18 protein-coding genes and 1 pseudogene are annotated in these 17803 nt (G+C 67.4%); 3 read left to right on the top strand and 16 right to left on the bottom strand.

The annotated features are described in order from the left end of the window. Positions 1-272: 272 nt before the first annotated feature. Positions 273-1370, bottom strand: a complete 1098-nt coding sequence (locus ACMTAK_RS40650; RefSeq protein ID WP_413810771.1) for a helix-turn-helix domain-containing protein — start codon at positions 1368-1370, stop codon at positions 273-275. Between the two features lie 131 nt (positions 1371-1501). Here ACMTAK_RS40650 and ACMTAK_RS40655 point away from each other — a divergent pair. Next, positions 1502-1618: pseudogene (locus ACMTAK_RS40655) on the top strand (sigma factor-like helix-turn-helix DNA-binding protein); the annotation flags it as partial. A gap of 141 nt (positions 1619-1759) precedes the next feature. Here the strand turns inward: ACMTAK_RS40655 and ACMTAK_RS40660 are convergent. From ACMTAK_RS40660 to ACMTAK_RS40700, 9 genes are read right to left on the bottom strand one after another with little or no spacing between them, the layout of a single operon-like run. Next, on the bottom strand, positions 1760-2410 hold the full coding sequence (locus ACMTAK_RS40660) for an MBL fold metallo-hydrolase (RefSeq protein WP_413810772.1): 651 nt from the start codon (positions 2408-2410) through the stop codon (positions 1760-1762). Between the two features lie 37 nt (positions 2411-2447). Next, complete coding sequence (locus tag ACMTAK_RS40665; protein ID WP_413810773.1) at positions 2448-3185, bottom strand: maleylpyruvate isomerase family mycothiol-dependent enzyme; 738 nt, start codon at positions 3183-3185, stop codon at positions 2448-2450. Further along, positions 3175-4011 (bottom strand): fumarylacetoacetate hydrolase family protein, encoded by an 837-nt coding sequence (locus tag ACMTAK_RS40670; RefSeq protein WP_413810774.1) that lies wholly within the window; start codon positions 4009-4011, stop codon positions 3175-3177. Before ACMTAK_RS40670 ends, ACMTAK_RS40665 begins: the two co-directional genes overlap by 11 nt. Continuing rightward, positions 4008-5084 carry a cupin domain-containing protein gene (locus ACMTAK_RS40675; protein WP_413810775.1) on the bottom strand — a complete coding sequence of 359 codons (1077 nt, stop codon included), beginning with the start codon at positions 5082-5084 and terminating at the stop codon, positions 4008-4010. The genes ACMTAK_RS40670 and ACMTAK_RS40675 overlap by 4 nt, the downstream gene beginning before the upstream one ends. Next, positions 5081-5776 carry a class II aldolase/adducin family protein gene (locus tag ACMTAK_RS40680; protein ID WP_413810776.1) on the bottom strand — a complete coding sequence of 232 codons (696 nt, stop codon included), beginning with the start codon at positions 5774-5776 and terminating at the stop codon, positions 5081-5083. The genes ACMTAK_RS40675 and ACMTAK_RS40680 overlap by 4 nt, the downstream gene beginning before the upstream one ends. 29 nt (positions 5777-5805) lie before the next feature. Then, positions 5806-6987: an FAD-dependent monooxygenase gene (locus ACMTAK_RS40685; protein ID WP_413810777.1), complete on the bottom strand. Its 1182-nt coding sequence runs from the start codon at positions 6985-6987 to the stop codon at positions 5806-5808. A gap of 28 nt (positions 6988-7015) precedes the next feature. Then, entirely contained in the window at positions 7016-7348 is a 333-nt protein-coding gene (locus ACMTAK_RS40690) for an indolepyruvate ferredoxin oxidoreductase subunit alpha (protein WP_413810778.1), read from the bottom strand. Between the two features lie 13 nt (positions 7349-7361). Beyond that, complete coding sequence (locus ACMTAK_RS40695; RefSeq protein ID WP_413810779.1) at positions 7362-8396, bottom strand: NAD(P)/FAD-dependent oxidoreductase; 1035 nt, start codon at positions 8394-8396, stop codon at positions 7362-7364. Continuing rightward, positions 8393-9259 (bottom strand): TAXI family TRAP transporter solute-binding subunit, encoded by an 867-nt coding sequence (locus tag ACMTAK_RS40700; RefSeq protein ID WP_413810780.1) that lies wholly within the window; start codon positions 9257-9259, stop codon positions 8393-8395. Before ACMTAK_RS40700 ends, ACMTAK_RS40695 begins: the two co-directional genes overlap by 4 nt. Positions 9260-9372: 113 nt before the next feature. On the opposite strand from ACMTAK_RS40700, the gene ACMTAK_RS40705 reads away from it, so the two are divergent. Both ACMTAK_RS40705 and ACMTAK_RS40710 read left to right on the top strand, forming a co-directional pair. Next, positions 9373-10170 (top strand): IclR family transcriptional regulator, encoded by a 798-nt coding sequence (locus ACMTAK_RS40705; protein ID WP_413810781.1) that lies wholly within the window; start codon positions 9373-9375, stop codon positions 10168-10170. 199 nt (positions 10171-10369) lie between these two features. After that, on the top strand, positions 10370-10936 hold the full coding sequence (locus ACMTAK_RS40710) for a pyridoxamine 5'-phosphate oxidase family protein (RefSeq protein WP_413810782.1): 567 nt from the start codon (positions 10370-10372) through the stop codon (positions 10934-10936). 8 nt (positions 10937-10944) lie between these two features. Here ACMTAK_RS40710 and ACMTAK_RS40715 read toward each other — a convergent pair whose 3' ends face one another. The 6 genes from ACMTAK_RS40715 to ACMTAK_RS40740 form a co-directional block, all read right to left on the bottom strand. Continuing rightward, positions 10945-11298, bottom strand: a complete 354-nt coding sequence (locus ACMTAK_RS40715) for a DoxX family protein (protein WP_413810783.1) — start codon at positions 11296-11298, stop codon at positions 10945-10947. 558 nt (positions 11299-11856) lie between these two features. After that, the gene (locus ACMTAK_RS40720) at positions 11857-12753 is read right to left on the bottom strand and encodes a fumarylacetoacetate hydrolase family protein (RefSeq protein WP_413810784.1); all 897 of its coding nucleotides are present in this window, start codon (positions 12751-12753) and stop codon (positions 11857-11859) included. A gap of 442 nt (positions 12754-13195) precedes the next feature. Then, complete coding sequence (locus tag ACMTAK_RS40725; protein ID WP_413810785.1) at positions 13196-14650, bottom strand: GMC oxidoreductase; 1455 nt, start codon at positions 14648-14650, stop codon at positions 13196-13198. After that, positions 14647-15573, bottom strand: coding sequence for a sugar phosphate isomerase/epimerase family protein (locus ACMTAK_RS40730; RefSeq protein ID WP_413810786.1), 927 nt, complete (start codon positions 15571-15573; stop codon positions 14647-14649). Before ACMTAK_RS40730 ends, ACMTAK_RS40725 begins: the two co-directional genes overlap by 4 nt. A gap of 186 nt (positions 15574-15759) precedes the next feature. Beyond that, positions 15760-17184 (bottom strand): MFS transporter, encoded by a 1425-nt coding sequence (locus ACMTAK_RS40735; protein WP_413810787.1) that lies wholly within the window; start codon positions 17182-17184, stop codon positions 15760-15762. A 142-nt stretch (positions 17185-17326) separates the two neighbouring features. After that, a complete protein-coding gene (locus ACMTAK_RS40740; protein ID WP_413813149.1) occupies positions 17327-17647 on the bottom strand; it encodes an FAD-dependent oxidoreductase in 321 nt (106 codons plus the stop codon). Positions 17648-17803 lie beyond the last annotated feature (156 nt).

Below are 17803 nucleotides of genomic sequence, written 5' to 3' on the forward strand. Positions count from 1 at the left end.
CGCATCCCGGTGGCATGGTAAGCGGGCGCGCAATGCCGTACCCGGCATTGCGATAGCCACCCGACGTCCTTGTCACGTCGATGTGGAAGACATTGTGGTGTCACCCGTACACCGAAGGAACCCAATAAAGCCGATGGCGGACATCGATGCCGTCAATGCGGGTTGGGGCGGATGGCCGCTGGACATAACGGAACCCGTGCTGGGGGTCACCTGCGCGACCTCGTTTTTCGGGTTCGGCGGGGTGTGCTTGCCGAATACTTCATCCGTGCAGGTCACGCGGCATGCTTGTATTCGTGGAGGATGCCGCCGAGGTGGTCGTGGCGGCGTATGTCCAGGCGGCTCAACTTGTCTGGATCGTTGATCGGTGTGGGCAGTGGGTGTAGCGGTCGGGCGTTCGCGATGCCTTGGTGTGGTCGGTGGAAGTTGTAGAACTGCTCGAACTCTCGCAGGGCGTGGAGGAGGTGCCGCTGGTTCCAGATCAAGGTCCGGTCCAGGAGTTCGTGTCTGCAGGTCTGCACCCACCTTTCCATGACCGAGTTCATTCTCGGCATCTGGATGCCGCTGAGAACGACTGTGCTCCCCGCTTCCGCGAGGACGCCATCGAACAGGGCGGGGAACTTCCCGTCCCGATCGCGGATCATGAATCGCGCCCGGCAGCCGACGTCTTCGAGGTCCATGACCAGGTTCTTCGCAGCTTGTGTTACCCAGGAGGTGGTCGGGTGTGCGGTGGCGCCCAGGATCCGGAGGCGGCGACTGCTGTGTTCGATTACCGCGAGTACGTACATCCGCGTGCCGGACACGGTGACCGTCTCGAAGAAGTCGCAGGCCAGGAGGGCGTCGGCTTGGGAGCGCAGGAAGTCGGCCCACGTGCTGGAAATCCGGTCGGGCGCTGGATCGACGCCCGCGTCCTTGAGGATCTTCCAGACGGTCGAGGCGGACACCTTCACGCCGAGCACGAGCAGCTCACCGTGCAGACGCCTGTAGCCCCAGTTTGGATTCTCCCTCGCCAGACGCAGTACCAGAATCCGGATAGAGCGCACCGTACGAGGTCGGCCGGGTCGGTTGGGCCGGGATAAGGCGGCATGCCGGCGCCTGGCGAGGTCGCGATGCCAGCGCAGCACCGTGTCAGGACGCACGAGCAGCCGCACCCGCCGCAGGGCGGGTAACGGCAGCCGGTGCAGCAGCGCCGCCAGGAACGCCCGGTCGCTTGAGCTGAACCGGACTTTGCCCTTGCCGAGTTGGCGTTCCAGGACCGCGATCTGATGGCGCAGGGCCAGGATCTCTACATCCTTGTCCCGGCCACTCATCGGCAGCAAACGCAGCACCGCGAAGGTATTCGTCACACCGAGGTAGGCCAGTCGTAGCAGCACGATCGATCATCATGACGCGTGGACCACCGGCTACGCGAGAGCGCCGACTCGAGCGACCGCGGCTGGCGAGTGTGGGGTCCGGTGCAGGCCTCCGACCAGGGAGGATGACATTCTCGGCAAGCGCAGGTGCGGGATCCCGGTACGGCGTGTCCCGAGAACGGATCCGCCAGATCGAGGCCAGGACGATGTCCAAGCTGAAGCACCCCTCGCGACAGCATGCGCTCGCCGACTACCTCGACGCGCTCTGAGCCATCTACGCGAACCTGCCGAGCGCCACATGTGCCACCGCTGCGAGCCGGACGCTTGAGTACCTGGCATCTGAGCGCACCGACGCTTCTTCTCCGAACCCACGTGGTCCGGAGGAGAAACGTCGTTGTCGGGGCCGGGTGTCAGATGGTGGTCGGCGTGCCGTGATCGAGCACCTGCACAGTGCACTGCGCGGGTGCGAGATTGCGGAACAGGTGCAGGTGCAGCTGCTGGTGAACCGCGGCGAGGCCCGCCTGGTGGATGGGGATGGCAGTATCCGGGGCCACGGCCTGCAGGTAGTCGATCGCCTCGCTCACCTTCATCCATGGCCCGCCGGTCGGCAGCAGCAACACGCTCACCGGCTGCGGTGGGACGGCGAAGGCGTCCCCGGGGTGAAGGACCTGACCGTCGATTAGGTAGCCGTTGTTGTGTACGCAGGGGATCCGCGGGTGAATGACCTCGTGGTCGCCGGCGAGCACCTGCACGTTCAGTCCGCCGAGGACGACAGTGTCCCCCTTGGAGACGGTCTCGTGTTGCAGCCCGCTCTCCCGCAGTACCTTGCTGCTGCCAGGGTCCACGATCACCCGGGCCGTGGAATTGTTCGCCAGGAGCGGTCCGAGGCGGCTGACGTCGAGGTGGTCGGGGTGCTCGTGGGTGATTAGTACGGCATCGAGATCGCGTACATCCTCGAAATCCGTCGAGTACGTGCCGGGGTCGAGAAGCAGCCGGACGGTGTTGCCGTCCCGCTCGATTTCGACGAGCACGCAGGCGTGTCCGTAATGGGTGATCTTCATGGTGTACTCCGTGCGTTCCGGTGGCCAGGAGGGACCGTCAGAGCCAGGCGGGCAGTTTGGGCAGGGCTGGTGGTGAGCAGGTGAGGTGGTCACCGGGTGCTCGGCCGGTGATCCAGCCCAGCAAATCCGCGGTGGTTCCCTCCACTTCGGTGGCTTGCCCGGAAGCGCCGGCAGGCGCGGTCGTGAGGGTGGGACCTCCTGCGCGTGAACGTATGACCAAGGGCGGGCAGTCCTCGCGTCCGGCCAGGGTGGCGATGACGTCGGGCAGCAGCGTGGTGGCCAGGTCGTCGGGCAGCGCGGCGAAGGTGATGCCGGTGTCCAGGTCGACAAGGTGGATCCACACTTCCCTGATCCGGAGCCAGGGGATGAGGGAGGCGGGTACGAGTCGGCCCTGGGCGGTGCGGACCTTGCGGGACCACGCGCTGTCCGGCAACTCGTCCAGGGACCGCTGGAGGCGGATCGCCGTGTCGTGGACGTCTTTGAGGATCACCTCTGGTGACCGGTGAGCGCCTTGCTCGATGTCGGCCAGGCGCCCTTCGATGCCGTGCGGATACATGGGGGTCTCCACGCCGGTGGCGGCCCATGTGGCCAGGTTGTTCAGGGCTTCGGCGTTGCGTGCCAGGTGCGTCAGCAGGTGAGCCGTGGTCCAGCCGGGGAGGGTGGAGGGGCCGGTCACCCATGCCGCGTCGGCCTTACCGAGTTCTGTACGCAGCACGCTCGTGCCCTCGTCGAGCCATCGCAGCAGCTGCGGGCGAGGCGCGGGCTCAGGCGTCATGGGGCTTCTCCTGGACGCAGTGGTTGCGGCACTGGCCGAGGCCTTCGATGCGGGTGGTGAGGACCGTGCCGTCGCCGAGGTACCGCTTGGGGGTGCGGGCGTGGCCCACACCTCCAGGAGTCCCGGTGGCGATGACGTCCCCGGGTTCGAGGGTGATGATCGTCGAGAGGTACGAGACCAGTGATGCGGCGTCGAAGACCAGGTCACCGGTGTCGGCCTGCTGCACCGTCTCACCGTCGACCTCGGTGCTGAGCCGTCGAGCACCGTCGCCCGCCTCGTCCGAGGTCACGAGGACCGGCCCGAACGGTGTGGTGGCCTCGAAGTTCTTGCCCTGCAGCCATTCCTTGGTGCGGTACTGCCAGTCCCGGGCCGTGACGTCGTTGAGCACCGAGTACCCGGCGATGTGGTCGGCGGCCTCCCCGGCGGAGACGTTGCGGGCCCGGGCTCCGATGACGACCGCCATCTCGCCCTCCCAGTCCATGGCCTGTGAAGCCGCGGGCAGCACGATGTCGTCGTATGCGCCGACGAGAACGGCGGGGAACTTGGCGAAGAGAGTGGGGTATTGGGGGATCTCCCGGCCCATCTCCATGATGTGGGAACGGTAGTTGAGTCCGACGCAGAAGATCTTCTGGGGGCGGGGGACGACCGGCGCGTAGTCGAGTCCGGCCACGGTGTGCCGGAGGCCGTCGGCATCAGCGGCGAGCTCACGCCAGCCGGGCTCGGCGAGCAGCGCGCCGACATCCGCGTGCCCGGTCTCCACCGCGTGGGCGGCGTCGATGCGGACGGCAGCGGTGCCTGCGGCGGTTCGGATGGTGGCGAGCTTCACGAGTGCTCCCTGCGCGCGAGGTTGAGGCGTTCGAAGATCGGGGCGTCACTGAATCGGAACAGGTCAAGGTCGGTACGGGCCTCGATGGCGAGCTCGCACCAGGACGGCACGGCGATCACGTCACCGCGGACGAGCTCGGTCCGGCGGCCATCAAGGGTGATCGCCCCGGCGCCGTCGAAGACCTGCCACACACTGGAGCCGGTCTCACGTACGGCCGCGGTCCGCTGGCCGGCCGCGACGCGGTGCATTTCGGTTCGTATCGTCGGCAGCGCGTCGGACCCGGTGGTCGGGTTGGTGAAGCGCACCGCGGCGTGACCGGGCTCCACGGCACCCGGGAATCCTTCGGCGGCGACTTCGAGCTGCGCGGTGAGGGCCGCGTCCGTGTGTTCCCAACGGTAGGCCGCCAGTGGAGAGTTGGGGGAGTCCTGCTCCGTCGCCGAGACCGGGCGCAGGCCGGCGTGGCCCCACAGGCGCTCCGAGCGTGAGCGGTGTGGAGTGGACCGGTCACTCACCCCGTCCTCGCCGAACTCGAAGAAGCCTGAGTCGAGGGACGTGGCGAACGGCACGTCCAGACCGTCCAGCCAGGCCATCGGCCGGGCGTGCGGGTTGTGGTGGCCGTGGAAGTGCCAGCCCGGTGTGAGCAGAAGGTCGCCTCGGCGCATCGCCACGGGATCGCCGTTGACTACGGTCCACACGCCCTCGCCCTCCAGGACGAAGCGGAAGGCGTTCTGGCTGTGCCGGTGCGCGGGCGCCACCTCGTTCGGACCGAGGTATTGGATCGCCGCCCACAAGGTGGGCGTCGCATACGGGAGCCCGGGCAGGCCCGGGTTGGCCATCGAAATAGCCCGCCGCTCGCCGCCGCGCCCGACCGGGATGAGGTCGCCCGCGCGGGCCGCCAGGGGGTAGAGGTCGCCCCAGTGCCAGATGTGAGGAACTGCCTGCGGGTTGGGCGTGAGCGGCATGAGGCCTTCGCGCTGGGTCCACAGCGGCATCAGGCCGAACTTGTCGAAGTCCTCGTACAGCTGCTTCTCGGCGGCGGTGAGTTCTGTCTCCGCCGTGGGTGCTCCTGTCATCGGGCAGTCCTTTCCGACAGCCGCTGCAGGTAGTTCCAGCCGGCGTCGCGCTGAGTGGGATTCCAGACCTGATCGCGTTTGAAGACCGCTTCCTCGTCGTCGGACCACACCTTCGGTCCTCCGGCGGCCATGGCCATGAGCTGCGTACGGCAGGCTCGTTCGAGCAGCACGGCGTACATCACGGCGGCCGCGGCATCCGGTCCCGCGGTGACGGCCCCGTGCTGCGGCATCAGGCAAGCAGTGCCGTCGCCGAGCGTCTCGGCGAGCGCCGCACCAAGTTCGGGGGTCGCGATGAGCGCGCCGGTACCGGTGAAGCGCGGCACCTGAGGCTCGCAGAACAGCACGCCGTCGTGGGAGATTGGCCGCAGGGGCACGTCGAGGGAGGCGAAGGCGCTCAGGGCGGGCGCGTGCGTGTGCACGACGCAGCCGACGTCCGGACGCCGCGCCATGATCTCCGTATGGATCGGGTACTCGATGTGCCGTTTGCCTTCGCCGTGCAGGACTTCGCCGTCACGGCCGACGAGTAGCACGCGCCCCTCGTCGATCTCCTCAAAGCCCCAGCCGGCGGCTTTCATCCAGACGCCGTCGCTGTCCGGGTCGCGGATCGCCGCGTGGCCCCACACCATGTCGGTCAGACCGGCAGCGGCCAGGGCGCGGCTGGCCCGTACGGTGTCGTCGATCTCTTCCTTCATCAGACTCCTTGTCTGCTCCTGGTAGGTCATCAGCCGGTGAACGGCTGATACAGCCAGTCCAGATCGGTGTAGTTGTCGGGGCTGCGCCGCCCGAACACGCGGTCACGCAGGGCCGGGATCACCTCGCCGTCGTCGTGCCAGACCTGGCCCCAGCCACGCGCGACGCGCTGCACGAGTGAGGTGCGCGGGATGCGTTCCGCCTGGTACGCGGAGAACGCCTCGTCGACGTCGCCGCTGTGCTTGGCCATCTGACGGGCCAGGCACTCGGCGTCCTCGATGGCCTGGCAGGCGCCCTGCGCGAGGTACTGGACCATGGGGTGCGCTGCGTCGCCGAGCAGGGTGATGCGGCCACGCGTCCAGTTGGCCAGCGGCTCCCGGTCGTACATGACCCAGCGCCGGTCCTTGTTGAACATCCCTATGGATGCCCGGACTTGATCGCAGGAGTCGGCGAAGGCCTGGTCGAGTTCGTCCGGCAGTCCCCATTGGTCGGTGGCTTCGAGCTCGGGGGTGTAGCGCGGGCTGCGGAAGACGGCGACCTGGTTGTAGAGCTCGCCGCGCCTGATCGGGTACTGGACCAGGTGCTTGTGCGGTCCGATCCAGATGATCTCGTCGTCCGGCTCCACGGGCAGGGTGATCTCGCTCATCGGCAGCGCGCCGCGATAGGCGACGTACGTGTCCGTGATCGGCCGGTCGTCGGAGAGGAGCCCCCGAGTGCGGGACCACAGCCCGTCTGCGCCGATCAGGGCATCGGTCCGATAGGTGTCGCCGTCGGCGAACCGCACCACGGCGCTCGAGGTGTGGTCCTCGACGGCGACGACCTGGCGGTTGTTCTCCAGGGTCACTTGGGGGTGCTCGCGGCAGGCGGCGAGCAGTACGTCGAGCAAGTCGCCGCGGTGCAGCACGCTGTACGGCTGTCCGTAGCGCTCGCGGAACGCGGCACCGAAGTCGATGGTCGTCAGGTGCCGGCCGGTATCGGCGTGCAGGAACACCAGGTTGCGCGGGCGTACCGCCACCTCATGCACTGCCCCGAGCACACCGAGGGAGTCGAGGACGCGCAGGGCGTTCGGCGCGAGTTGGATGCCGGCGCCGATCTCACTGAACTCCGGTGCCTGCTCGACGATGTGGGCGTCGTAGCCCGCCTGCGCGAGGGCCAGACCGGCGGCCATGCCGCCGATGCCGCCTCCGATGATGAGCAGCGGTATGTGTTGCACAGTCATTCTCCTTGCTCCGGTCGCAACGTCACTGCTTGCTCCACTCGGCGACGAACGGGGTGTCCACGCCGATGGGGCCGGTGCCGTAGGCGCCGCCGGGGCTTTCGAGCGGGGCGTCCTTGCCGGGCAGCACCGTCGCGAAGAAGGCGACGTTGTCCGCCGCCCAGGCGGGGTCGGCCTTCGGGCCGGGGGCGGCGATGGCGTCGACCGGGCATTCGGGCAGGCAGGCCCCGCAGTCGATGCATTCGTCAGGGTTGATGTAGCGCTTGGTGAGGCCCTCGTAGATGCAGTCCACGGGGCACACGTCGACGCAGGAGCCGTCGAGTTCGCCAATGCACTTCTCGTTGATCACGTACGCCATGAGGTGTCCTCCTTCAGGGAGTTGGGACGAATGGCGTCGAAGGAGACGGGGGCGGTGGGCGTTCGCTGGAGTGGCCGGGGAAGAGGTCCTCGTCAGGGCGCAGTCGTACGGCGATGTTGTTGACGGCGGTCGCGGCTTCGCCGAACCCGACGGCCATCAGGCGGACCTTGCCTGGATAGGCGGTGATGTCTCCGGCCGCGTAGACACGGTCCCGGCTGGTGGCCATAGCTGTATCCACCTGGATGTGTTGTCGGTCGAGCGCGAGCCCCCACTTGGTGAGCGCGCCCAGCGAGGCGATGTGCCCGAGCGCCGGGATCAGGACGTCGGCGTCGACCAACTCCAGGTCCTGGGTGCCGCAGTCGCGTACGGTCACGGCCTTGAGGGACTCGGCGCCGTGCACTTCGGTGATCTCGCTGTTGGTCAGGATCCGCACCGGCGACTCCATGAGCAGGTTCACCGAGTGTTCATGGGCGCGGAATCGGGTCCGACGATGTACGAGGGTCACCTGACGGGCGTACGGGGCGAGGGTGTTGGCCCAGTCCACTGCGCTGTCGCCGCCGCCGACGACGACCACGTCACGGTCGGTGTACTCGTTCGGCGCCGCGACCAGGTGATGCACGCCGGCACCGGCGTATCCCTCCAGGGCGGGCAGCGGTCGTGGCGTGAAGCGGCCGATGCCGGCAGTGACGAGCACGGCGCCGGCATGGATGACTCGGCCGGTGTCGGTGGTGACCGTGACGGCGTCCGCGTCGCTGTGCAGTTCCACGGCGCCCTCGCCCAGCACGACGGACGGTGACGCTGACTCGGCCTGCTGCGTCAGCCGTTCCACCAACTCACGGCCACGAACGGCCGGGAACCCGGCGACGTCGAAGATCTCCTTGTCCGGGTAGAGCGCGGCCACCTGCCCGCCGAGGTGGGGAAGGCTGTCCAGGAGCGTCACGTCCAGGCCGCGCATTCCCGCGTAGTAGCAGGCGAAGAGTCCAGCGGGACCTGCGCCGACGATCAGAAGCTCGGTCTCGGCCGGTTCCCCGGCGGGTTCGGGCGTCATCGGATCTCCGTAGGCGCGTTGTCGGATGTGAACGCGGCATAGGCGCGGGCGGCTCCCGGATGCAGCGGCAGCGGCGTGAGCTCCGCCTCGGTGAGAGCGTGCTGCCGGAGCAGGAACCAAGCCGTGCGGCGAGCGATTTCGTCGTCCAGATCCGCGCGGCACAGCACCGCGAAGTCGGAGAAGTCCAGGGCCCCCAAGTCCTCGTGAAGGCCGGGGAGTTGACCGCGATGCAGCGTGTGTGTCGCCCATCCCTGCCTGTTGAAGGCGTGCAGGACGCGCTCACCCCAGGCCAGGTACTTCACGGGCCGCGTGGAGGCCGGGCTCTGCCACATCGAGTCATGGATCACCACGTCCGCCTGGCCCTCGGCGAACCGCGCCCAGGGGTGCTCGTCGTACACGAAGTCCACGTGGGCGGTGCCAACCCCGGCCAGGCGCAGCGCCCGGTGGGCGGCGAAACCGAGCAGGCTCACTCCGTCGTCCGCGCCCGTGGCGACCGTGACGCGGCGCCCACAGGTGGCGAGGTCGGTGACGGCACCGACCGGCAACGCGGCGTCGGTGGTGACGACAAGGCTCCCGGGGCGAGGGATCACGCCCAGACCCGACAACTCCTGCAGGTCTCCGAACTGGTGCAGCAGACGCAGAGCAGAGGTCGGTGTGACGACAGCCAGGTCGATCTCTCCGGCGAGGAGCCCAGCGGTCTGATCGAGACCGCCCCGCCCGGCCCGGATCCTGAACCGCTTGCCGCCCCCGGAGGCGAATTGACGCAGCTCCTGATCCAGGAGATCGCAGATTCGGTCCAGGCCGGGCTGGTACAGCGACGCAGACGGCCCTCGTGCATGGGGTGAGTGCGGACGCGGAAGCAAGGCGGCTCCTCCAGGACATCAGCTATGACGCATCATGCGAAACACTGTTCCGTAGTGTGGCGCTCTATGGAAGACGAGGCAAGACTGGAAATCGCTCGTCTAACGTGCTCCGCATGGATGGAGAAGGCGGCCCCCGCGAGGATTCGGGCAAGGCGAACGCCCCTGCAGGGCTCATCGGGGCGGTCGACAATGTGCTGCGGCTGCTGCGCCTGTTCGAGGACCACGAGATGATCCGCGTCAATCAGGTGGCCCGCGACATGGGCCTGTCGCGCTCGACCGTGCACCGGATGCTGGCGACGCTCAGCCATCACGGCTTCGTGGACCAGGACGAGGTGTCCCGGGCCTACAGGCCGGGCCCGAAGCTCGTCGATATCGGTCTGTCCGTCGTGGCGAACATCGACATTCGTGCGATCTCCCAGGACGCTCTGGTGCGACTGCGCGACGAAATCGGAAAGACCGCCCACCTGGCCTGCCTGCGCGGGGCCGGCGTCCTCTACCTCGGCAGCGTAGAAAGCACCCGTTCCGTACGCACGAGAAGCCGCATCGGCTGGACCCTGCCCGCGCACGCCACGGCGATCGGCAAGGCGCTGCTCGCCGAACTGTCGGACAAGGACCTGGCCGCGCTCTATCCGCCGGGCGAGCTTCTCGCGCCGACCTCGCGGACGATTCGCCAACTCGACGCTCTGTGCACCGAACTGGCGACTGTCCGCGCGCGCGGATATGCGATCAACGACGGCGAGAGCGAATCGGACGTCTGCGCGGTGGGCGCGCTCGTGCGGGACCGGCGCGGCCGCCCACGCGCCGCCCTGGCCGTCACGGCCCCCGTGTCTCGTGCGGATGCCGGGTGGACCGAGAGGGCTGCGGTGACGGTGGCGCGCATCGCGAAGGAGCTGAGTGAGTGCGTGAGCTGACATGGGGACCTCGCGACCTCCCACCTCGACGGCCGGACCCTCCACGGGGCCCGGCCGCTTCGCGTGCCCGCCCGCTGGAACTCCATCGCGCCCGATGGGTTGCCAACCTGTCATTGCGGTATCACACTTACGGCCGCTGTTCCGTATGACGACACATTCAACTGCCGTGTAGACGCTTCGTGACCACTCAGGGAGAGCCGTGTCTGCCCAAGAGCCCAGCGTTGACGAGGTCGAGAAGGCCGTGAGGGAACTGCTGCGAGACGAGCCCGTCACCGCGCTGGCGACGCTCGACGGTGACGGCAGTCCCGCCGCGTCGTTCATGCACTACGGAGCCGACGGCCTGAAGATCTACATGCACACCTTCACGTACACGCGGAAGTATGCCGCGATCCTCGAGGACCCCAGGGTCAGCTACACAGTGGCGTACGAACCGCCGGGCGGTTATGAGGAGCGCCTGCAGAGCTGCTCCCTCCAAGTGAGGGGCCGCGGCTACCTCGTCCGGGAAGCCGAGGAGATCACACACGCGACCGATGTGCTCCGCGCGCAGCTCAAGGAGCCGGGATTCGATGCGATGCTGGCCAACGTCAAGCCGCCCGAATTCGGCGGCCAGCAGGTCCTGTTGCGCATCGACCCCGTCGAAGCGCTGTGGGCGGACAATCGGGTGCGGTTGCTCTGGCGGATGATGCTCGACTTCAGCGAGGACGGGACGCGGATCGCCGGTATGCGCTCGTACGACTCGGTAATCGAACGGAAGCGGGGGCGCTGAAGTGCCGATCAGATAGTCGAGAGACGAAGGACCAGGGCTGCGATGGACAGTAGCGACAGGGCGACCGCGCCGATCATCGACTGGTCAGCACGCCGGGACTTGAGGTGGAAGACGAGTGCACCCGTGAAGGAGGCGAGGCTGCTAGTCGCAGCTGCGACGCCGAGGGGCCACCAGAAGAGTCCGGCGAAGAGTCCGATGCCGGCTGCCGCGGTGCAGATGCCGAGCATCCACATTCGGTCCGCCGGGAAGCCCACTTCTGCCATCAACTTGGCCTGGCCGGCGCTGCCGGTCAGTTTCGCGAAGCCGCTGCCCAGCAAGGCGACGGCGAGCACGCAGGTGGCAAGGACCGCGGCGATGAACATGAAGGGCCTCCAGGGCGGACTTGCTCACCAGACGTGGGATCGGCATCGGTACACAGCGAGGAATCACATATCTAAATGTTCCATGATGTGGAACGGTGACACGCATGATGCGATATCAGGGAGCCTGCGTGGGCGTGTGAGTGCCTCTGATCGGCCCATCGGGGCTATGGATTGCTCTATTTGTGGCTATGGGCGCCCCTAGCGACCTCACGGAGGACGCAACGTGGCCAAACTTGGGAAGCTCCGTTCACCCAATCAGCCTCGTCGCCTGGGGAGTGGGTCGCGGGCGCCGCCACCAAATCGAGGTACCGCGCCGGGCGGCCTTACAGGCGGCGGTGAACCACCTCTCCAACTGAGCTGCCGCTGACGAGTCGTCGCCAAGATCGAGGCGGACGGCGGCAGAGCCTTGCAGAGCAGGGACGTCCGGGGCGAGGGTCAGGCCGGTGAGCCGATGCCGCAGGCCGCGCAATTGCTGTACTGCCTGGTCGAGGAGCTGAACTCCGATGCCGTCGAGGACGCCGGTTCTTCTGGTCCGAAGGGATGGGCCAGGCTAGGAGATCAGCGGGCCTGGGGTGGCACCGGGCCCTTCCGTGAGCCCCGGGTTGGGCAGGGGACTGCTCCTTCGGCCGAGACCTGGACGGTGAGTCGGCCGATGCGCTGCACGGTCAGTTCGACGGTGTCACCGTCTTGGACCGGGGCCACACCGGCGGGAGTACCGGTGGTGATGATGTCGCCGGGTTCGAGCACGGTGACCGTCGAGGCATAGGCCAGGAACCGGGCGGCCGACCAGATGAGATCCCGGGTGTTGGCCTTCTGCCGAGGCTCCCCGTCGACCGTCAGCTCCAGCTCGACGTCGTCCGGCGATCCGAACTCGTCCGGAGTGACGAGCCAGGGGCCGAGCGGCGTGAACGTATCGAAGGACTTCCGTGTCGAGCGGTCCTCACCGCCGCGCATGGTGATGTCCATGAGCCCCGTGTACCCGAAGACATGATCCAACGCCTGCTCGGGAGCGATGTGACTGGCGCGGCGGCCGACGACCAGGGCGAGCTCGGCTTCGTGGTCGAAACGCCGGTCAGAGTATGGAAGCCGGACCGTGCCGCCCGGGTCAAGCAGTGAGGACGGCGACTTGAGGAAGAAGCCGAGCGCGCTGATATGGAAGGCCTCGCTCATCTCGGCTTGGTGATCGCGGTAGTTGACCGGCGCGGCCACGATCTTCGTGGGGTCGGGTATGGGGGACCGCAACTGCACAGCGTCGAGCGGTAGTCCGGTTGACGGATCAGCTTTGGCCTCGAGTGACTCAAGCAGCGGTCGGCCAGTGGCGAAGTCGGCGACCAGACGGCGGGCGAGACTGTACGGCCCCTGGGTGAGGCGGTCGGTGAGCTGGTCAGTGACGTCCAGGATTCGCCCGCCCCGTACGAGGCCGAGGCGGTCATTGTCGAAACGGGCGATGCGCATGGAGTCTCCAAGTGAGAGCGCCGAGAGGCCGGAACGTGCCGTGGCAATGCCGCACAGCCCATTCCTTCGCGCGGGGCTGCAGCGCCCCCCTGGGCGCCTGCTGCGAGTGCCTCGCGGTGAATGCTGAATGTATCGCGATACGGAACACTGTTTCTCTTAGTGGCGCGACCGTAGCAAGGGGCGGGAGATCCGCGCAAGCAGTGCAGAAGGGCCGAGGGGGAGGCAGTCGGTGTTCGACTCCGCAGAGGCCTATGTGCGCCGTCGCAGGCGGGGCGCTCATCGTCCTCATTCGGGACTCGGAGTGGCGGATGCTTGATTGCGCGTTCCGCGGTCAGATCCTTTGGCTACTCGGCGGCTCGGCGGAACCTAGCAGGGTGTGATCGGGCGCTGAGCAGGGGGGACCACTGCCGATATCCCGCACTAGCCGACTTGTCGGTTGTTGTCAGCGTGCGGTCACGGGCTCAGCCCCGGGCACGGTCCGGCCACGGAAACGGCCGCGGTCACTCAGATGCTCGGCCGCACGCAAGGCCAGCGCGACGGTCGTCAGGGTCGGGTTGCACGAGTTGCGGCTGCCCAGGACACCGTTGCCGACGAGGTAGATGTTGTCACTGCCGCGCAGTCGCCCGTACATGTCGGCGACGGAGGTGTTCTCGTCGGATCCCAGCCGGTGCGTGCCCATGACGTGGAGGCTGGAACCCGGTGGACGCAGCAGGGCGGTCGTGTTCCGCCACGGATCGCCGATCGTGCGCGCCACCTCGTACTCGAAGGCGAGCGCCTGCACAGCGCGCGCATGGTCCCCCTCGGTGAGGTGCACCTCGGCGTCCACCGCCGGCAGTCCGAAGGCGTCGGTACGTGAGTCGTGGAACAAGAGCCGGTTGTGCGCGACCGGTTCGGTACCGACGAATGCCCCGAGGGTGGTCGCCCGACGGGGATCGCCGCCGACGAGCCAGCCTTGGTGCGCGACGCTCGGCAGGTCGAGGATGCCCGTGTGGAAGGGGCGCGATCGGCTCACCGGCAGGTGCAGCGCGATGGGGGAGTCCGCTGTGGCGGGCGGCACGCCGTCCTCGAGCGGGACGGTCAGGACGACGTTGAGGTGGTCGGTCAAATACCGGCCGAGAGCCGGGTGGCGTAGTCCGGAGGCGTGGAGGAGCTGGGGACCGCCGAAGGCCCCGCCGCCAATGACGAACGCATCGGCGGTGACGGTGACAATGGAGCCCCTGCCGTCGTAAGCCTCGACAGCGAGGCCGCGAGCATCTCGATGCCGCACCTTCCGAGCTACGAATCCACTCAGGATGGTGACCTTCCCAGCATCATCCCCGGCAGACAGGAGCGCGTCGGAGCCGGACCATTCGACCGTGCCGCCCGCGGTTCGTTTGGCAGCCAGCGGAGTGCTCCGCGGTGCTTCGACGAGGCGCTCGGCGATCCGCTGTGCCACCCACTGCTGCCGTGGGTTCCCGGAGCCGTAGAGGTCGTCGGTCGCACCAAGGAGAGCCTCGGCATCCGCCAGGTGCCTCTCGAGTTCGTCTTTCGGGAAGGTTCCGTCCCACTCGACGTCCACGTGCGGGCGTGGCACGGCGTGAGACCACGCGATCATCATCCCGCCGACCGCGTGGATCCCGCCGACGCCGGGCAGACCTCGCATTGGCTCGCCGGATCCAGCGTGGGGAGCCAGCATCCCGAAGGCCTTGCTGTAGAAATCGTCGTCCGGCAGGTCGTTACGTAGATGCCGTCCCGCGTGCTGGCTGTGGGCGTTGCCCGCTTCGATCATAAGGATGTCTGCGCCCTGCCGGCGGAGAGCGCCGGCGGCGGCGGAGCCTCCTGCGCCGGTGCCGATCACGACGACGTCGGCGCTGAGCTGAGAGCTCGCCGCCTCGGCGAGGATCTGGATGTCGCTCACGCCTGCTCCCGATGGTCTACGGCACTGACCCGGGACTCGCTGGTCATGGGGCGGACCTCATTCGATGGGACCGCAGCCCGGATCAGCTCGGCCGTACGCTTGATCGCATCCTCGGCGGCCGCACCGGAAAAGCCTGCGTACTCGATGGTGAGCGGGCCTTCGTATCCACTGCCGGCGATGATGGCCAGGACCCGGTCGAGGTCATACACCTTCGAGCGGCCATCTGGATGGAATCCGTACGTCTTGACGTGCACCACCTCGGCGCGTGGCAGCAAGGCCTCGATCGCCTCGTACACGGCGGTCGCATCCGCGAGATCGCCTGGTTCGCGCCCCGCCAAGAAGCCTTCGACCACCGCGCTCATGACGGGCTCGAGGTTGCCCGTGTCGAGGACCAAGCCGAGGTCGGAGCCCACCGCGTCGAGCAAAGGGACGAGTTGCGCCGGATCCGCGGTGAACGGATCGTCGTTCTCGATCACCAACCGCACGCCCGCCGCCTTCGCAGTGGAGATGAGCCGCCGCAGGGTGGCGATGATGATCTCGAAGGAAGCGCGTTCCACCGGCGGGACGATGGGCGGCGGCATGAGGACCACCCGGACCTGCTCCGCCCGGGCCTCCGCGGACATCGCGATGAGGCGCTCGGCCCACTCCAGGTCTTCGGCCCGGTGGCTGTCCACCGCGTCCGCCACGCATCGGCTGAGACCGACCATGGCGACCGACACGTCCTCGCGGACGAGTGCCTCCAGCAATGCCGCGCGTTCCTGCGCCGTGGCGGCTGTGAGTTGCTGCTCCATGAGCTCGACCGCGTGCATGCCGAATCCGTGTTTGGTGCGTTGCGGAATCTGGTCCAGCGACAACGACTTCGGGCTGTGGACTACCTGCATCGCCGTGATCTCACCGGTCGGCGAGCGGAAGTCGAGCCACATCGGACCCAGTTCGTCCCTGATTCCGAAGGTGGCCAGTCGGAGTTCGTTCTTCATCTCAGTCCTCATCTTCTGAGTTGGGTCTGTTCTGGCCAGGCCCCGCAGGGCTGGCGCCCGTGCGGTGGCGTGCAGCCCGTGACCGCATCGCGGCGGCTTTCTTCGTGCTCCGAAGTTGTGTGGGAACTGGGTCTATTGCCCGGCTGGCGCGGCTTTTGCGGCCGCGTTCAGCTCATTCCGGATCGCCGCCGCCTCCTGGTCGGTCAGTCGGTAGGCGAGCAGGACCAGCATCGCGGCTATGCCCACGAGCGCAGGCAGAAGGTTGACGACGAAGTTGATACCGTTCAGCGCCTCGGTGGTCTGCGTGGCGTTCGGCGTGTATCCGAAGGCTCCGATAAGGCCCAGGGCGGTGGCGCTGATCCCGCTGGCGAATTTCATGGAGAAACTGAAGATCGCGTAGGTCGTACCATCGGCTCGGATGCCGGTCTTGTGCTCGCCGTAGTCGACCACGTCGCTGACCATGGAGAGCGTCATCACGAGGCTGAAGCCCGCCAGTCCATGGATCGCTGTGAGCGCGATGACGACCGCGATGTTGTTGGCTCCAGCGAAGTACAGGGCGATGAGTGCGACGGCCTGGACGCCGAGCCCGATCATGAGCAGGTTGCGCTTGCCGACGTATTGTGCGAACCGGGTGAACACCAGCGTGCCGACTATTCCGCAGACCTGGGTGAGGCCGAGCAGGACCGGGATCAGTGCGGTGTTGCCGACGTTGTACTCGTAGTAGTAGATCAACACACCAAGGCGGCCGAAGTTGGCGACCACCGCCAGCACCGTGAAGACGAGGAACACCGTCAGGTACCTGTTCCCTGCCAAGGCACCCAGCGTGGCTCGCAACGAAACCGGCTCACGCCTGACGGGCGTGATTGTCTCCCGTGAGGTCTTGAACACGGCGAACAACATCGGCAGGGAGATGACCGCGAACACTGCCATGGTGATGGTGTATCCGCCGACTGTCGCCGTTTGTCCGCCTTCCGCCCCGCTGAAGAGCCTGACGAGGGGCACTGTCACGAGTGCGATCAGGACCCCGTTGAGCATGATGCCCAGGAAGCGGAAAGTCCCGAGGGAGATACGGTCGGCCGGGGTCTCTGCCATCACACTCGCGAGCGCACCGTACGGCAGGTTGACCGCTGAGTACAGGATCCCGAGGATGCCGTACGTGATGACGGCGTAGACGACGGCGGCAGCCGAGTCACCGGGGAACGGTGCGGTGAAGGTGAGCACCGCGAAGCCCGCCAGGGGAAGCATGCCGTACAGGATCCACGGGCGGAACCTGCCGTGGCGGCTCCGCGTGCGTTCGGCCAGCGACCCGATCACCGGGTCGATGAGGGCGTCGAACACGCGGGCTCCCAGCATGAGAACGCCCACGACTCCTACACCGATACCCACGGCATCGGTGTAGAAGATGGCGAGGTAACTGACTGTCGTGCTCCACACGAATCCGCCGGCGAAGTCTCCGAGGCCATAGGTGGCCCGGGTCGACAGGGGAAGGCGGGGACGGCTGTCTGCGCTGATAGTGCTTTCCGTCGCCGTGGATGCAGCGGGATCGGTGGCGGTCATCAGTGCTCCCTGAAGTTGACACATCCTTGTGCCACATGGTCTTTGCAGCTCTTTGAAGTGCGATGTCGTCATTCGCCGGTATGCGGGGTAGGCGCAGGTCCGCACAACAATGCGCATGACGTTGCCGACACGCTCGGGGTATTCACCGGCGGTGCCGGAGCGGTCGTCCTGCTGGGGCGCAGGCGCTGTGGGTTGTGGCCATCAGCTCAGTGGAGTGGCAGGGGAAGACGGTCCTGCTGGGGCGTATCTCGGTGGCGAGGTTGTTGACGGCGTTCGCGGTTTCGCCGAAGCCGACGGCCATTGTCCGGATTTTGCCGGGGTGTGTGGTCACGTCTCCGATCGTGAAGGCGCCCGGGATGTTCGTGGCCATGCGCTCGTCGAAGACGATCTGGCGTGCGTCGAGCTGGAGTCCACAATTCGCGAGCGGGCCGGGCTGGGCAGTGGGCCCGAGCGCGGCGATCAGGGCATCAGCGGGGAGTTACTGTTCGGCGCCGTCAAGCGCAACAGGTGTCGACGCTGTACCGCAGGAGTCGGCACCGCACCGGTCCGCCCATCGATGCCTGTTCTGTCCACGCCGGCCTGGTCGGCGTTCTCGACGCCGGTGCGCGTTGACTCCGCG

Origin of the sequence: Streptomyces lacaronensis (genome assembly GCF_047337785.1) — a bacterium.
Taxonomy (GTDB): domain Bacteria; phylum Actinomycetota; class Actinomycetes; order Streptomycetales; family Streptomycetaceae; genus Streptomyces; species Streptomyces lycopersici.

Excerpts from the sequence above, each read along its gene's own strand:
- ACMTAK_RS40720 (WP_413810784.1), bottom strand. The coding sequence starts at position 12,753 with ATGCGCATCGCCCGTTTCGACAATGACCGCCTCGGCCTCGTACGGGGC.
- ACMTAK_RS40715 (WP_413810783.1), bottom strand. The coding sequence starts at position 11,298 with ATGTTCATCGCCGCGGTCCTTGCCACCTGCGTGCTCGCCGTCGCCTTG.
- ACMTAK_RS40660 (WP_413810772.1), bottom strand. The coding sequence starts at position 2,410 with ATGAAGATCACCCATTACGGACACGCCTGCGTGCTCGTCGAAATCGAG.
- ACMTAK_RS40680 (WP_413810776.1), bottom strand. The coding sequence starts at position 5,776 with ATGAAGGAAGAGATCGACGACACCGTACGGGCCAGCCGCGCCCTGGCC.
- ACMTAK_RS40665 (WP_413810773.1), bottom strand. The coding sequence starts at position 3,185 with ATGACGCCTGAGCCCGCGCCTCGCCCGCAGCTGCTGCGATGGCTCGAC.
- ACMTAK_RS40695 (WP_413810779.1), bottom strand. The coding sequence starts at position 8,396 with ATGACGCCCGAACCCGCCGGGGAACCGGCCGAGACCGAGCTTCTGATC.
- ACMTAK_RS40730 (WP_413810786.1), bottom strand. The coding sequence starts at position 15,573 with ATGTGGCTCGACTTCCGCTCGCCGACCGGTGAGATCACGGCGATGCAG.
- ACMTAK_RS40735 (WP_413810787.1), bottom strand. The coding sequence starts at position 17,184 with ATGACCGCCACCGATCCCGCTGCATCCACGGCGACGGAAAGCACTATC.
- ACMTAK_RS40705 (WP_413810781.1), top strand. The coding sequence starts at position 9,373 with ATGGATGGAGAAGGCGGCCCCCGCGAGGATTCGGGCAAGGCGAACGCC.
- ACMTAK_RS40675 (WP_413810775.1), bottom strand. The coding sequence starts at position 5,084 with ATGACAGGAGCACCCACGGCGGAGACAGAACTCACCGCCGCCGAGAAG.
- ACMTAK_RS40690 (WP_413810778.1), bottom strand. The coding sequence starts at position 7,348 with ATGGCGTACGTGATCAACGAGAAGTGCATTGGCGAACTCGACGGCTCC.